This window comes from Enterobacter sp. MGH 4, from assembly GCF_000534735.1.
Classification (GTDB): Bacteria; Pseudomonadota; Gammaproteobacteria; order Enterobacterales; family Enterobacteriaceae; genus Enterobacter; species Enterobacter intestinihominis.
Genome location: NZ_KI973289.1, coordinates 1,962,763 through 1,976,137, shown reverse-complemented (window position 1 = coordinate 1,976,137; position 13,375 = coordinate 1,962,763). Strand labels below are relative to the sequence as shown.

Here is a 13,375-nt window from a genome sequence, read left to right as displayed (position 1 = left end):
TATTTATAAATTTATATAGCGAAAAGCGACAATGGCGAAGTGGCGATTTCCACGCTACTATCGCCATAACCACGTTTTCAAAACTGAAAACATACACTCTAGCCCTGGCGCCTGTGTCGAGAGATATGGCGCCCTGGCCGTGGCGGATTTGCCACCAGGGTACAGAAAGAAATGACTGTGCCTCCCGATCTGGAAAGGTGTACATGGCTTCACAACTTACTGATGCTTTCGCGCGTAAGTTTTTCTACTTACGTTTGTCGATTACCGACGTGTGTAACTTCCGTTGCACCTACTGCCTGCCCGACGGCTACAAGCCGGGCAGCGTCACCAACAACGGCTTTCTCTCCGTGGATGAAGTACGCCGCGTCACGCGCGCGTTCTCTGAACTCGGTACGGAAAAAGTGCGTCTTACCGGGGGAGAGCCCTCCCTGCGCCGTGATTTCCCTGACATCATTGCCGCCGTGCGTGAAAACGAACGTATCCGCCAGATAGCGGTGACCACCAACGGTTACCGCATGGCGCGTGACGTGGCGAACTGGCGCGATGCGGGGCTGACGGCGATCAACGTCAGCGTCGATAGCCTGGACGCCCGTCAGTTCCACGCCATTACCGGCCAGGATAAGTTCCAGCAGATAATGGACGGCATCGATGCCGCGTTCACCGCCGGTTTCGACAAGGTCAAAGTCAATACCGTGTTGATGCGTGATGTGAACCACCATCAGCTGGACACCTTTCTGGCGTGGATCAAACCGCGCCGCATTCAACTGCGTTTTATTGAGCTGATGGAGACCGGGGAGGGCAGCGAGCTGTTCCGTCGCCATCACATCTCCGGCATGGTCCTGCGTGACGAACTGCTGAAACGCGGCTGGATCCACCAGATCCGCCAGCGCAGCGATGGCCCGGCGCAGGTCTTTTGTCATCCGGATTATGAAGGCGAAATCGGCCTGATCATGCCCTATGAAAAAGACTTCTGTGCCAGCTGCAACCGCCTGCGCGTCTCCTCTGTTGGCAAGCTGCACCTCTGCCTGTTCGGGGATGGCGGCGTCGATCTGCGCGATTTGCTGGAAGACGACGCCCAACAGGACGCGCTTGAAGCACGCATTTCCGAGGCGCTGACGCACAAAAAGCAGACCCATTTCCTGCATCAGGGCAACACCGGCATTACTCAGAACCTGTCCTATATCGGCGGGTAATCAGGCTTTAGAAGGAACCAGAAGATGAGTCAGGTAAGCGCGGAATTTATCCCGACACGCATTGCAATTCTTACCGTTTCCGAACGTCGTGGTGAAGAGGATGATACCTCCGGCCACTGGCTGCGCGAGGCGGCACACGAAGCCGGGCACCAGATTGTTGATAAAGCGATCGTCAAAGAGAACCGTTACGCCATTCGCGCTCAGGTTTCACAGTGGATTGCGAGTGATGACGTCCAGGTTGTACTGATCACTGGCGGCACCGGCTTTACCGCAGGCGACCAGGCGCCGGAAGCGCTGCTTCCGCTGTTCGATCGCGAAGTAGAAGGCTTCGGCGAAGTGTTCCGCATGCTCTCATTTGAAGAGATTGGCACCTCTACGCTCCAGTCCCGTGCCGTCGCGGGGGTAGCGAACAAGACGCTGATCTTCGCCATGCCGGGCTTGACCAAAGCCTGCCGCACCGCGTGGGAAAACATTATTGCCCCGCAGCTGGATGCCCGTACCCGTCCGTGTAATTTCCATCCCCATTTAAAGAAATAAGCTATGTCACAACTGACCCACATAAACGACGCTGGCGAAGCGCATATGGTGGATGTCTCCGCCAAAGCCGAAACGGTGCGCGAGGCGCGTGCTGAAGCGTTCGTCACCATGCTGCCGGAGACGCTGGCGATGATTATCGACGGTAGCCATCACAAGGGTGATGTGTTTGCCACCGCCCGCATCGCCGGTATTCAGGCCGCTAAACGCACCTGGGACCTCATCCCGCTCTGCCATCCGCTGATGCTTAGCAAAGTGGAGGTAAATTTGCAGGCGCAGCCGGAGCATAACCGCGTGCGTATCGAGTCCCTGTGCCGCTTAACCGGGAAAACCGGTGTGGAGATGGAGGCGTTAACGGCAGCCTCCGTGGCGGCGCTGACCATCTACGACATGTGTAAAGCGGTGCAGAAAGATATGGTGATTGGCCCGGTGCGTCTGCTGGCAAAAAGCGGCGGCAAATCCGGTGATTTTAAGGTGGAAAGCCATGATTAAGGTGCTCTTTTTTGCCCAGGTCCGTGAGCTGATCAATACCGACAGCCTGACGCTGGACGGCTCTTTCGAAAACGTCGCCGCCCTGCGTGCGCATCTGGCGGCGCAAAGCGACCGCTGGGCGCTGGCGCTGGATGAAGGCAAATTGCTGGCCGCCGTGAATCAGACGCTGGTGGAGTTGACCCACCCGCTGGCTGATGGGGATGAAGTGGCCTTCTTCCCGCCGGTCACAGGGGGTTGAGATGACGGAAACCCGAATTCTGGTTGGCCATGAGCGTTTTAACGTGGGCACGGAATATGACTGGCTGGCCGGGCGCGACGAAGACGGCGCGGTCGTGACCTTTACCGGGAAAGTGCGTAATCATAATCTCGGCGACAGCGTAAAAGCGCTGACGCTGGAGCACTATCCGGGAATGACCGAAAAATCGCTGGCGGCCATTGTCGAAGAGGCGCGAGGCCGCTGGCCGCTGGGGCGCGTTACGGTTATCCATCGCATCGGCGAAATGTGGCCCGGCGAAGAAATTGTGTTTGTCGGCGTCACCAGCGCCCATCGCGGGAGTGCTTTTGCGGCGGGGGAGTTCATCATGGATTACCTCAAAATTAAAGCGCCGTTCTGGAAGCGTGAAGCGACGCCGGAAGGTGAGCGCTGGGTGGAATCGCGGGACAGCGACAAACAGGCTGCCAGCCGCTGGTAACAGGTTTACGTGGATGTGTTAGTCTTAACGTGTGTGTTTACTTAATCAGGAGTGAATCATGGACCGATTTCCGCGTTCCGATTCGATAGTTCAGCAGACCCGTAGCGGGCTGCAAACCTACATGGCTCAGGTATATGGCTGGATGACGGTTGGCCTGCTGCTTACCGCGTTTATCGCGTGGTATGCGGCAAACACGCCTGAACTGATGATGTTTATCTTCTCCAGCAAAATCACCTTCTTTGGGCTGATTATTGCGCAACTGGCGCTGGTATTCGTGCTCTCCGGGCTGGTGCACAAGCTCAGCGCGGGCATGGCGACCACGCTGTTTATGCTCTATTCGGCGCTGACCGGGCTGACGCTCTCCAGTATTTTCATCGTTTACACCTACTCCTCCATCGCCAGCACCTTTGTGGTGACCGGCGGGATGTTCGGTGTGATGAGCCTGTACGGTTACACCACCAAACGTGACCTGAGCGGCTTCGGCAACATGCTGTTTATGGGGCTGATAGGGATTGTGCTGGCGTCGCTGGTGAACCTGTGGTTGAAGAGTGACGCGCTGATGTGGGCGGTGACCTATATCGGGGTGGTGATCTTCGTGGGCTTAACCGCCTACGACACCCAGAAACTGAAAAACATCGGTGAACAAATTGATGTTCGCGACAGTTCAAACCTGCGCAAATACTCGATTCTGGGCGCGCTGACGCTGTATCTGGACTTCATCAACCTGTTCCTGATGCTGCTGCGTATTTTTGGCAACCGGCGTTAGTGAGGGTGGCGCTGTCTGATGCCCTCACCCTGACCCTCTCCCTTTGGGCTGAGGGTTCCCCACAAATTAATGCGAGCACTGAGCAATCCCCTCGCCCCTCCGGGGAGAGGGTTAGGGTGAGGGGAACATACGGCGGTGGTGGTCATTCCGTTCACTTTATGTTCCTTGCTACTCTGTAACGACATGACCGGTGAACGTGCCAGGGTGGCTCAGTCGCCACCACCCTGGCGACCCGGGCTCCCGGCGGAAAATCGCCGCTTCGCGGTGCCCTCGGCTTATTCCTTCCGGCTTATCGGGTACGGGCGGAGGCAACGTCCCTGTAAAGCCGCCCTCTCGGCGCATCCCTGCGCCTCGCCCCGGCCGGAAGGCAAACGCCTCAGCGATTTACAGCCGGACCAGGGCATCGCTGACAGCCCTCAGTCATTTAGAAAGCAACTTTATTGCTTCTGCATAAAAAAATTACTGGGGATCCCTCAGCCCACAGGGAGAGGGAACACACCCTAAAAACGGCAACGAAGTTGCCGTTTTGCTTTTATTTTGCCATCGCCTTCTCGTTTTTGGCGCGCAGCTTCTTCGCCCGACTCTCCAGCACCAGATAACAGATCGTTGCCAGCGCCAGCGGCAGGAAGTAGTAGATCATGCGGTACGCGAGCAGGGCAGCGATAATCGTCCCGTGAGACACATGCTCCCCTGCAAGCAGCGCGATAAACACCGCTTCCAGTACGCCGATCCCCGCCGGAATATGCACAATTACCCCGGCAATACTGCTTACCAGCAGCACGCCCAGCACGAAGAAGTAGTTCACATCTTCGCCAATCAGCAGCCAGATAATGGCCCCCATCGCCATCCAGTTGGCGCTGGAAACCACCATTTGCAGGACGGCAAACTTCCATGACGGCAGCACCAGCTTCTGCCCTTTAATGGTCATGTGACGACGTTTGGCAAAGGCGCAGGCCCACAGGTAGGCGGCGATGATCAGCAGCAGTACGATGCCCAGAATGCGCAGGGTGGCCTCATCGATGTACCAGTGCGCAGGCAGCTGCACCACGCCAATGGTGAAGATCACCCCGCCGAGCAGGATATACCCCAGCCAGTTGGTGGTGATACTCAGCGAGAAAATACGCGTGATGGTGCCGCCCGGTAAGCCAAGGCGGGAGTACAGGCGATAGCGCATGCCAATCCCGCCCACCCAGGTGCTCAGCGTCAGGTTAAAGGCGTAGCAGATGAATGACACCAGCATAACCTGCCGTTTGGCAAGCTTATGCCCGCAGTAGGCGCGTCCCAACAGGTCATAGCAGCCGTACATCAGGTAGCTCACAATCACCAGGCCAACCGCCCCCAGCAGGACTGTCCGGTTGTAGTTGCGAATAACCTTCCACACCTCTTCCCAGTCGACCTTTTGGGCATACACCACCAGCAGGACCGCGACGGCAATGAAGAACAGCCAGGTCAGGATTTTTTTCGCCAGCCGCCAGCGAGGATGAGATTTCGACATCAGGTTTTCCCTCCATCTTCCGCCTCTACGCGGTCCTGGGTTTCCATTTCGGGTTGCACTGGCGGATCCACCAGCGCCAGTTTCGGTGTATGCGCGGGCAGCCAGCCCACCATGGCCGGGAAGTGGCGCAGGAAGTGGAACACCACCACGCCGATGCCAACGTTCCACCAGCTGCGTTTCGGCACCATGGACTCATCCACACGCACGCAGTCTTTATTGATCAGACCCTGAAGGTTATCGCGCAGGGTCTGATTAAACTGGCGATCGTGGATGATCAGGTTCGCTTCCAGATTGAGCGATAAGCTCAGCGGATCGAGGTTGCTTGAGCCAACGGTCGCCCAGTGGTCATCCATCACGGCCACTTTGCCGTGCAGCGGGCGGCGGCGATATTCATAGATTTGCACGCCGCTTTTGACCAGATAGCGATAGAGCAGACGCGCGCCCACCTTCACAATCGGCATATCGGGCTCACCCTGGACGATGAGCTTCACGCTCACGCCGCGTCGGGCCGCGTTGCGCATGGCGTGCAAAATCCGGTAACCGGGGAAGAAATAGGCGTTGGCGATAATCACCTCGCGCTTCGCGTTCGCCAGCATCTTCAGGTAGTGACGTTCGATATCGTCCCGGTGCTCCTCGTTATCCCGCCAGACGAACAGCGCCTGCGCCTCGCCGGGCTTGCGGTTCTCTTCCGGGCGATGGCGGCGTCGCCACCAGCGGCGTGCGGCCTCTTTGCCGGGTAAGTTTTCCAGCACGAACAGCTGGATGTCCTGTACCACCGGTCCCTCAATGCGGATCGCGTAGTCCTGTTTGGCCTCAGGACCGTAATCCGACATATGCTCGGCGGAGTAGTTAATGCCGCCCACGAAGGCCACCGTTTCGTCCACCACCACAATTTTGCGGTGCATTCGGCGGAACAGGTTGGTGCGCATCCCGAACAGACGCGGGCCGGGATCGTAATAGCGGAATACCACCCCTGCGGCAGTGAGCTCGTTAACAAATTTGTCGCTGAGATCCGGCGAACCATATCCGTCGAGCAGGACCTCGATTTTTATACCGCGACGAGCGGCTTGCAGCAGCGCGCTGTGCAACTGCCTGCCCACGTCGTCTTCAAACCAGATAAACGTTTCCAGAAAGACTTTCTGCTGTGCGTGGCTAATCGCCTCAAAGACCGCCGGATAAAAGTTATCGCCATTTTCCAGCAGCGTAATACGGTTACCTTCCTGCCATGTGCATTTCATAAGTGGATCTCCGCGCTGAGTGGGGCATGGTCGGAGAGATGTCGCCAGTTGAGTAAAGCCAGCGCCGTCGGGCTGCTGGCGTGGGCATTTTTTACGTAGATGCGGTCAAGGCGCAGCAGGGGGAAGCGCACCGGAAACGTCCGCGCGGGACGACCGCGTGAGCGGGTAAAAATCTCCTCCAGCCCCGCATTCACCTTCAGCGGATGGTTGGCCCGCTGTCGCCAGTCGTTAAAATCACCGGCCACCACCACGGGCTCGCCCTCCGGCAGCGCATTGGTCCAGTCTGCCAGCATCTGTAGCTGAGCCTGACGGTGGGCCTCACGCAGGCCAAGATGAACGCAGCCCACATGAATGGGAAAATCGAGCGCCGGTGGCGTGATGCGGCAGTATAACAACCCGCGTTTTTCGCTCTCGCCAACGGAGACGTCCCGGTTCTCATAATGCTCGATAGGAAAACGCGACAGCACTGCGTTACCGTGATGCCCCTCCGGGTAGACCGCATTGCGCCCGTAGGCGTAATCGCTCCACATGGTATCCGCCAGAAACTCGTAATGGGGCGTGTCGGGCCAGTTTTCGAAATGCATCGGGTGCACTTCGTGCGCGCCCATGACCTCCTGGAGGCAGACAATATCGGCGCTGACGGTGCGTACCGCGTCGCGCAGCTCCGGTAAAATGAAGCGGCGGTTAAATGCTGTGAAGCCCTTATGAATATTTATCGTCAGCACCTTAAGCGAGAAATGCTGCGTTCTTTTGCTCATAAACACCTTCCTGGGTGACTATCCCGATGAAAATAAAGTGTAGTAGGCGTCACAAAAAGATGCGGCGTTACGGAATTTTCCGTAAAGTGCGGTAGTCTGAATTAGCAGAGAAAAATCCTTCAGGAGAGAAGCCATGAAGTGGCAACAACGCGTTCGTGTCGCAACCGGTTTGAGTTGCTGGCAGATAATGTTGCATTTACTGGTCGTGGCCGTACTGGTGATGGGCTGGATGAGCGGCACGCTGGTGCGTGTCGGCTTAGGGTTATGTGTGGTTTACGGCGTGACCGTGCTGTCGATGCTGTTTTTACAGCGTCACCACGACGTGCGCTGGCGTGAAGTGGGTGATGTGCTCGAAGAGCTCACCACCACCTGGTATTTTGGTGCGGCAATGATCGTCCTGTGGCTGTTGTCACGCGTGCTGCAAAACAACCTGCTGCTGGCCCTGGCGGGTCTGGCTATCCTCGCAGGGCCTGCGGTGGTGTCGTTGCTCACCAAAGAGAAAAAGCTACGCGATGTTTCGTCTAAACATCGCATAGGCCACTGAGCCCGTTGTGGCCGCGATGACCAGTAGCGGCCACAAACTTCCCCACACAATATCCAGACTCGCATCCTTCAGATAGATTTGCTTGGTGATATCCGTGAAGTGACGAATCGGGTTTATCCATGTCAGATCCTGTAACCACACCGGCATGTTCTCCACTGGCGACACGTACCCTGAAAGCAAAATCGCCGGCATCATAAAGACAAACACCCCGATAAACGCCTGCTGCTGCGTTGAGCAGAGCGCGGAAATCAGCAGCCCAAACCCCACCAGCGACAGGCCGTAAATCACCATCGTGAAGTAAAACAGCGCCAGCGATCCGGCAAACGGGATCTGGTACGCCCATATTCCCACCCCCAGCACGATGGTGGCCTGGAACGTCGCGACAATCAGTGCTGGCACCGCCTTGCCGACAAATATCTGCCAGGTAGCGAGCGGCGAGACCAGCAGCTGATCCAGCGTACCTTGCTCACGTTCGCGTGCCACGGACAGCGAGGTGACAATCATCACGCCAATAGTGGTGATCATGGCGATTAACGACGGCACCACAAACCACTTGTAGTCCAGATTCGGGTTGTACCAGTTGCGCACCACCAGCTCGCTGTTGTTGGGTTTGGGTTTGCCCGCCATCAGCTCTTGCTGGTAGTCCTTCACTACCTGCTGCAAATAGTTCGCCGCTATCTGGGCGCTGTTGGAGTTACGTCCGTCGAGGATCAGCTGCATCGGCGCGGTCTGGAAGGTGTCCAGATTGCGGGAGAAATCCGCCGGGAAGCGCACCAGCAATAATGCTTTCTGCGTGTCGATGGTGGGCTGGATCGCCTGGGGGCTTTGCAGCAGCAGGACATGGGTAAAGGCTTTGGCGCGGGCGAAACGCTGTGTCAGCTCGACGGAATGCTTGCCATTATCTTCGTTGTAAATGGCGATGGTGGCGTTGGTGACCTCCAGCGTGGCGGCAAACGGAAACAGTACAACCTGAAGCAGCACCGGCAGCACCAGAATGGCGCGGGTCTGCGGCTCGCGCAGCAAGGATTGCAGCTCTTTGCGGATCAATGTCCATAAACGGTGAAACATCGCGTCGTCCTCCTGTCGGGTGGCGCTTGCGCTTATCCGACCTACAAAATCCGATGGCTAATCCAATCTTCTTTTCGTTTTCATCCACGTCAGCCCGATAAACATCACCGCCGACGCCAGCAAAAACAGGGTGTTGATAATCAGCACTACCGGGATGTTCCCCGCCAGAAACAGGCTTTGCAGGGTGCTCACAAAGTAGCGTGCCGGAATGATGTAGGTCACGGCACGGATCACCGCTGGCATACTGTCAATCTGGAAGATAAAGCCGGAGAGCATAATCGACGGCAGGAAGGCGGCATTAAGCGCCACCTGCGCGGCGTTAAACTGGTTGCGGGTGATGGTGGAGATCAGCAGCCCCATTCCCAGCGTGCTGAGTAAAAACAGGCTGGTAATAAAGAACAGCACCACCAGCGAACCGCGGTACGGCACGCCAAGAATAAATACCGAGACCAGCATACAGAGCAGCATCGCCAGCATGCCGAGGAAGTAGTAGGGGATCAGCTTGCAGAGCAAAAGCTCGACGCGCGTCACTTCGGTGGAGAGCAGCGCCTCCATGGTGCCGCGCTCCCATTCGCGGGCGATCACCAGCGAGGTGAGGATCGCGCCAATCACCGTCATGATGATAGTGACTGCACCCGGGATAATAAAATGCTGGCTGATGGCGGCGGGGTTAAACCAGTAGCGCGTCTGCACGTCAATCAGCGGTTCAAACTTCTCCCCCCGGTCTTCGGCGCGCTGCATCTGCCAGAGCTGCCAGATCCCCTCCGCATAGCCCTGCACGAAGTTGGCGGTGTTCGGTTCGCTGCCGTCGGTGATCACCTGAATTGGCGCATCGGCGCCCGGGCGTGCCATGTTGGCGGCGAAATCGACCGGGATGACGATCAGACCGCGAATTTTACCGGCCTGCATTTTCTGGATCAGTTCCTGCCGGTTGTCGCTGATGGTGGCATCGATGTAGGGCGAGCCGGTCATGGCGTGGGTGAAGTCCAGCGCCTCTTCGCTCTGCTGCTCCAGCAGGATCCCGACCCGCAGCTTGCTGGAATCGAGGTTAATTCCGTAGCCAAAAATAAACAGCAGCAGCAGGGGGATCACCACCGCAATCAGCCAGCTGCTGGGGTCACGCACAATCTGCCGCGTCTCTTTGACGCACAGGGCGCGCACCCGGCGCCAGGAGAGGGCGTTACTGCGCATGAGGATTCTCCTTATCCCAGTCGTGGATGAGGGTGATAAACGCCTGCTCCATGGTCGGGTCCGGCTGTGCGTCGTCGGCGGCCTGCGCTTTCAGGTCGTCCGGCGTGCCGTGGGCAATCAGCTTGCCGCGATAGACCAGCCCGATGCGGTCACAATACTCTGCCTCGTCCATAAAGTGGGTGGTGACCATCACGGTCACGCCTTTTTCCACCATGCTATTGATATGCAACCAGAATTCACGGCGGGTGAGGGGGTCCACGCCTGACGTAGGTTCATCAAGAAAGAGGATATCGGGCTCGTGCATCAACGAACAGGCCAGCGCCAGCCGCTGTTTGAAGCCAAGCGGCAGCGCGTCGGTAGCGTGTGAGGCGATATCGGTCAGGCCAAAGGCGTCGCACATGCGGCCGATTTTCTCGTTCTGCGCCCGTCCCCGCAGGCCGTAGACGCCGGAGAAAAATCGCAGATTTTGCTCCACCGTCAGGTTGCCGTAGAGCGAAAACTTCTGCGCCATATAGCCCAGATGCTGGCGCGCCTTGCCGGAGCTGACTTTGAGATCCATGTTCAGCACCAGCGCTTTGCCGGAGGTCGGTACCAGCAGGCCGCACATCATTTTAAAGGTGGTGGATTTCCCCGCACCGTTCGGCCCGAGCAGGCCAAATATCTCGCCGCGCTTCACAGCAAAATTGACGTTATCGGTGGCGGCGAAATCGCCAAATTTTTTGGTGAGCGATTTCGCTTCAATGACCGTTTCGCCCGGCGTGCCTTCCACCGTGTGCAGAATGGCGCCAAGCGGTGATTCTGAGGTTCCCGCCCCGCCCAGCAGATCGATAAACGCATCTTCAAAGCGCGGCGCGGTCTCTGTCATGTCGATTTCAGGCATCCCCTGCGCACGCTGGATATCGTCGGCGGTGGCCTCTTTTTTGAGGATCACGCGCACCGAACGGCCCTGAATCATCCCGTCGCTCACCTGGGGCAGCTTCAGCACCCGTTGCAGCAGCTTGCGGTTGGATTCCTGCGCGCTGTGTAGCAGAAAACTGCGCCCGGCCATGGTTTGCGTCAGCTCGGTGGGCTCGCCCTGATAGAGCAGTTCGCCTTCGTTCATCAGCAGCACGTCACGGCACTGCTCTGCTTCATCAAGGTAAGAGGTACTCCAGAGGATCAGCATGCCGTCACCCGCCAGCTCGTGCACCATCTGCCACAGCTCGCGGCGGGAAATCGGGTCCACGCCGACGCCGGGTTCATCCAGCAACAGCACCTTCGGTTCGCCCACCAGCGTGCAGGCCAGCCCCAGCTTCTGCTTCATCCCGCCGGAAAGTTTGCCCGCCAGCCGGTCGGTGAACGGGCCGAGGGAGGTAAACGCCAGCAGACGCTCGAAGGTTTTCTGCCGGGTTTCGCCGGTAACGCTGCGCAGATCGGCATACAGGTTGAGGTTTTCCATTACCGTCAGATCTTCATACAGACCAAACTTCTGCGGCATATAGCCGAGTATGCCGTGGAGCGCCGCGTCGTCTTTGATGGGATCAAGGCCAAGCACGCTGGCGCTGCCTTCATCCGGCTTCAGCAATCCCGCCAGCATCCGCATCAGCGTGGTTTTACCCGCGCCGTCCGGCCCCACCAGCCCGGTCACATAGCCTTTCTGAATCGTACAGTTCAGCGGCGCGACCGCCGGTTTAGCCATTCCCGGGAAGCGTTTGACCAGATTATTGAGCTGGATAACCGCATCATTCATGTTGTTCCCCGTCGTTTAAGGTCACGGTAACAGGCATGCCCTGACGCAGCGCGTCGTCCGCATCGGTGACGATGATGCGCAGGCGATACACCAGGTCGGTACGCAGATCCGGGGTTTCAACGGTTTTTGGCGTGAACTCGGCCGTTGGGGAGATGAAGCCCACTTTGCCGTGATACGGCTTGTCCGGGCGACCATCGGTGTAGAGCAGCAGTTCGCGGCCCGGCTGCATCTGGCCAAGATTCGGCTCATCAATGTAAGCGCGCACCCACACCGGACGGGTTAAGGAGAGCGTTAACACGGTGCTGCCCGCGCTGAGCATGCTGCCCGGCTCCACGGCGCGGGTCATCAGCGTACCGTCAGACGGGGCGATTAACGTGGTGTCGTGCAGATCCAGCTCCGCCTGGGCTAACTGCGCCTGCGCCTGCTCAAGGCTGGCCTTCGCCTGGGCAATGTCCTGCGCGCGGTTACCGGTGCGGTACTGGCTTAACTTATCCTGGGCAGATTTCAGCGTCGCCTGCGCCTGGTCGCGGGATGAGCGCGCGTTTTCCAGGTCGTTGGCGGAAATAGTGCGGCTTTTCCATAAGCCTTGCTGACGGTTATAGAAATTCTGCGCATAGTCATAGGCGGCTTTTGCCTGCTTAACTGCAGCGGCCGCCTGGGCGATCTCTTCATCACGATAGCCCGCCAGCATCAGGTCGTACTGCGCCTGTGCGACGGCGACGCCCGCTTTTGCCTGCATCAACGCGTTTTCAAACGGGGCTTTGTCCAGCATCCCCATCGTCTGCCCGGTTTTGATGGCATCGCCTTCGTCAACGCTCAGCGAGGCCAGCCGTCCGCCGACGCGGAAGCTCATGTTCACGGTGCGGATATCCACGTTGCCGTACAGCGTCAGGCCACGATCCTGCTGGCTCTGATACCACAGCCAGCCGCCTGTTCCCGTAGCAAGCAAGACAACAACCACCAGAATAATGGCGACAGGTTTTTTCATGACTTCTGGCTCCTTTGCGTTAAGCCTTGCAGGATCAGATCAACGTGACAGGTAATGACCTGGCTAATTTGCGCGGCTTTATCCTCATCGAATTGTGTCCAGCCCGTACGTAACAGGATGGTCTCACGCCCCAGACGGAAGGCGAGCACTTCGCCCAGCAGGGCGTGGGTATGCAAAATGGTGTCCGTATCGCTGGCGTCCCGTCCGGTATAGGCGGCAATAAGCCGGGTCAGATGGCTATGCATCGGGGCGATCACCTGATCGTGTACCAGCTGGTACGCGGCAGTGGGGGAGAGCTGCTCGCGGGAGATAAATTTGCTCAGGTTCAGCGTATCGTCGTGCGTCAGCAGGCGGATCATGTTGTGACAGGCGTTAAGGATCAGCTGGCGGATGGCAACCCGGTCCGGCTCTGGCTGGCTGAACAGCGCGGTGGCTTCTTCCACGTGCGGGCGAAAGCTGGTGCCGATAAAATCCGCGATCCACTGGGCGCAGGCGAGGTATAAATCCTCTTTTGAGCCAAAATAGTAGGTAATGGCCGCAATATTCTGCCCGGCCTGCGCGGCGATATCCCGCGTGGTGGCATGCAGACCATACTCGCCAAACTGCGCCAGCGCGGCGGCGATAAGCTGACTTTTCGCCTGTTCGCCTTTGGTTGTCGTTGGGGTTGTATTCATAGCAGCATTAAAA

15 protein-coding genes and 1 riboswitch are annotated in these 13,375 nt (G+C 57.9%); of the genes, 7 read left to right on the top strand and 8 right to left on the bottom strand.

Features of this window, described 5'->3' with window-relative positions; genetic code table 11:
* Positions 1 to 82: 82 nt before the first annotated feature.
* Positions 83 to 216, top strand: a riboswitch (molybdenum cofactor riboswitch).
* The 6 genes from moaA (at position 204) to L350_RS13090 (ending at position 3,677) form a co-directional block, all read left to right on the top strand.
* Positions 204 to 1,193, top strand: coding sequence for a GTP 3',8-cyclase MoaA (gene moaA, locus L350_RS13065; RefSeq protein WP_032624621.1), 990 nt, complete (start codon positions 204 to 206; stop codon positions 1,191 to 1,193). (Overlaps the previous riboswitch by 13 nt.)
* Positions 1,194 to 1,217: 24 nt before the next feature.
* A complete protein-coding gene (moaB, locus tag L350_RS13070) occupies positions 1,218 to 1,730 on the top strand; it encodes a molybdenum cofactor biosynthesis protein B (protein ID WP_032624620.1) in 513 nt (170 codons plus the stop codon).
* Positions 1,731 to 1,733: 3 nt separating this feature from the next.
* Positions 1,734 to 2,219, top strand: a complete 486-nt coding sequence (moaC, locus tag L350_RS13075) for a cyclic pyranopterin monophosphate synthase MoaC (RefSeq protein ID WP_032624619.1) — start codon at positions 1,734 to 1,736, stop codon at positions 2,217 to 2,219.
* Positions 2,212 to 2,457 carry a molybdopterin synthase sulfur carrier subunit gene (gene moaD, locus L350_RS13080; protein WP_022647502.1) on the top strand — a complete coding sequence of 82 codons (246 nt, stop codon included), beginning with the start codon at positions 2,212 to 2,214 and terminating at the stop codon, positions 2,455 to 2,457. The genes moaC and moaD overlap by 8 nt, the downstream gene beginning before the upstream one ends.
* A 1-nt stretch (position 2,458) precedes the next feature.
* Complete coding sequence (moaE, locus tag L350_RS13085) at positions 2,459 to 2,911, top strand: molybdopterin synthase catalytic subunit MoaE (RefSeq protein WP_032624618.1); 453 nt, start codon at positions 2,459 to 2,461, stop codon at positions 2,909 to 2,911.
* A gap of 58 nt (positions 2,912 to 2,969) precedes the next feature.
* Positions 2,970 to 3,677, top strand: a complete 708-nt coding sequence (locus tag L350_RS13090) for a Bax inhibitor-1/YccA family protein (RefSeq protein ID WP_015571081.1) — start codon at positions 2,970 to 2,972, stop codon at positions 3,675 to 3,677.
* A gap of 532 nt (positions 3,678 to 4,209) precedes the next feature.
* On the opposite strand, the gene L350_RS13095 is transcribed toward L350_RS13090, so the two are convergent.
* From L350_RS13095 to L350_RS13105, 3 genes are read right to left on the bottom strand one after another with little or no spacing between them, the layout of a single operon-like run.
* Positions 4,210 to 5,172, bottom strand: coding sequence for a lysylphosphatidylglycerol synthase domain-containing protein (locus L350_RS13095; protein ID WP_023299637.1), 963 nt, complete (start codon positions 5,170 to 5,172; stop codon positions 4,210 to 4,212).
* Complete coding sequence (clsB, locus tag L350_RS13100) at positions 5,172 to 6,410, bottom strand: cardiolipin synthase ClsB (protein WP_032624617.1); 1,239 nt, start codon at positions 6,408 to 6,410, stop codon at positions 5,172 to 5,174. The genes L350_RS13095 and clsB overlap by 1 nt, the downstream gene beginning before the upstream one ends.
* Complete coding sequence (locus tag L350_RS13105; protein ID WP_022647505.1) at positions 6,407 to 7,168, bottom strand: endonuclease/exonuclease/phosphatase family protein; 762 nt, start codon at positions 7,166 to 7,168, stop codon at positions 6,407 to 6,409. The genes clsB and L350_RS13105 overlap by 4 nt, the downstream gene beginning before the upstream one ends.
* A gap of 133 nt (positions 7,169 to 7,301) precedes the next feature.
* On the opposite strand from L350_RS13105, the gene L350_RS13110 reads away from it, so the two are divergent.
* Positions 7,302 to 7,712 carry a YbhQ family protein gene (locus tag L350_RS13110; RefSeq protein WP_032624616.1) on the top strand — a complete coding sequence of 137 codons (411 nt, stop codon included), beginning with the start codon at positions 7,302 to 7,304 and terminating at the stop codon, positions 7,710 to 7,712.
* Here L350_RS13110 and L350_RS13115 read toward each other — a convergent pair.
* Genes L350_RS13115 through cecR form a run of 5 tightly spaced genes read right to left on the bottom strand, consistent with a single transcriptional unit; the run spans position 7,674 to position 13,362 of the window.
* Positions 7,674 to 8,780, bottom strand: coding sequence for an ABC transporter permease (locus L350_RS13115; RefSeq protein ID WP_022647506.1), 1,107 nt, complete (start codon positions 8,778 to 8,780; stop codon positions 7,674 to 7,676). The genes L350_RS13110 and L350_RS13115 overlap by 39 nt on opposite strands.
* 57 nt (positions 8,781 to 8,837) lie before the next feature.
* Positions 8,838 to 9,971, bottom strand: a complete 1,134-nt coding sequence (locus tag L350_RS13120; protein ID WP_022647507.1) for an ABC transporter permease — start codon at positions 9,969 to 9,971, stop codon at positions 8,838 to 8,840.
* On the bottom strand, positions 9,961 to 11,700 hold the full coding sequence (locus tag L350_RS13125) for an ATP-binding cassette domain-containing protein (protein WP_032624615.1): 1,740 nt from the start codon (positions 11,698 to 11,700) through the stop codon (positions 9,961 to 9,963). Before L350_RS13125 ends, L350_RS13120 begins: the two co-directional genes overlap by 11 nt.
* Entirely contained in the window at positions 11,693 to 12,688 is a 996-nt protein-coding gene (gene hlyD, locus L350_RS13130; protein WP_032624614.1) for a secretion protein HlyD, read from the bottom strand. Before hlyD ends, L350_RS13125 begins: the two co-directional genes overlap by 8 nt.
* Positions 12,685 to 13,362 carry a transcriptional regulator CecR gene (gene cecR / locus L350_RS13135; RefSeq protein ID WP_023299641.1) on the bottom strand — a complete coding sequence of 226 codons (678 nt, stop codon included), beginning with the start codon at positions 13,360 to 13,362 and terminating at the stop codon, positions 12,685 to 12,687. The genes hlyD and cecR overlap by 4 nt, the downstream gene beginning before the upstream one ends.
* Positions 13,363 to 13,375: the final 13 nt, after the last annotated feature.

Coding starts and splice junctions, on each gene's coding strand:
- moaA (WP_032624621.1), top strand. CDS start 204: ATGGCTTCACAACTTACTGATGCTTTCGCGCGTAAGTTTTTCTACTTA.
- moaB (WP_032624620.1), top strand. CDS start 1,218: ATGAGTCAGGTAAGCGCGGAATTTATCCCGACACGCATTGCAATTCTT.
- moaC (WP_032624619.1), top strand. CDS start 1,734: ATGTCACAACTGACCCACATAAACGACGCTGGCGAAGCGCATATGGTG.
- moaD (WP_022647502.1), top strand. CDS start 2,212: ATGATTAAGGTGCTCTTTTTTGCCCAGGTCCGTGAGCTGATCAATACC.
- moaE (WP_032624618.1), top strand. CDS start 2,459: ATGACGGAAACCCGAATTCTGGTTGGCCATGAGCGTTTTAACGTGGGC.
- L350_RS13090 (WP_015571081.1), top strand. CDS start 2,970: ATGGACCGATTTCCGCGTTCCGATTCGATAGTTCAGCAGACCCGTAGC.
- L350_RS13095 (WP_023299637.1), bottom strand. CDS start 5,172: ATGTCGAAATCTCATCCTCGCTGGCGGCTGGCGAAAAAAATCCTGACC.
- clsB (WP_032624617.1), bottom strand. CDS start 6,410: ATGAAATGCACATGGCAGGAAGGTAACCGTATTACGCTGCTGGAAAAT.
- L350_RS13105 (WP_022647505.1), bottom strand. CDS start 7,168: ATGAGCAAAAGAACGCAGCATTTCTCGCTTAAGGTGCTGACGATAAAT.
- L350_RS13110 (WP_032624616.1), top strand. CDS start 7,302: ATGAAGTGGCAACAACGCGTTCGTGTCGCAACCGGTTTGAGTTGCTGG.
- L350_RS13115 (WP_022647506.1), bottom strand. CDS start 8,780: ATGTTTCACCGTTTATGGACATTGATCCGCAAAGAGCTGCAATCCTTG.
- L350_RS13120 (WP_022647507.1), bottom strand. CDS start 9,971: ATGCGCAGTAACGCCCTCTCCTGGCGCCGGGTGCGCGCCCTGTGCGTC.
- L350_RS13125 (WP_032624615.1), bottom strand. CDS start 11,700: ATGAATGATGCGGTTATCCAGCTCAATAATCTGGTCAAACGCTTCCCG.
- hlyD (WP_032624614.1), bottom strand. CDS start 12,688: ATGAAAAAACCTGTCGCCATTATTCTGGTGGTTGTTGTCTTGCTTGCT.
- cecR (WP_023299641.1), bottom strand. CDS start 13,362: ATGAATACAACCCCAACGACAACCAAAGGCGAACAGGCGAAAAGTCAG.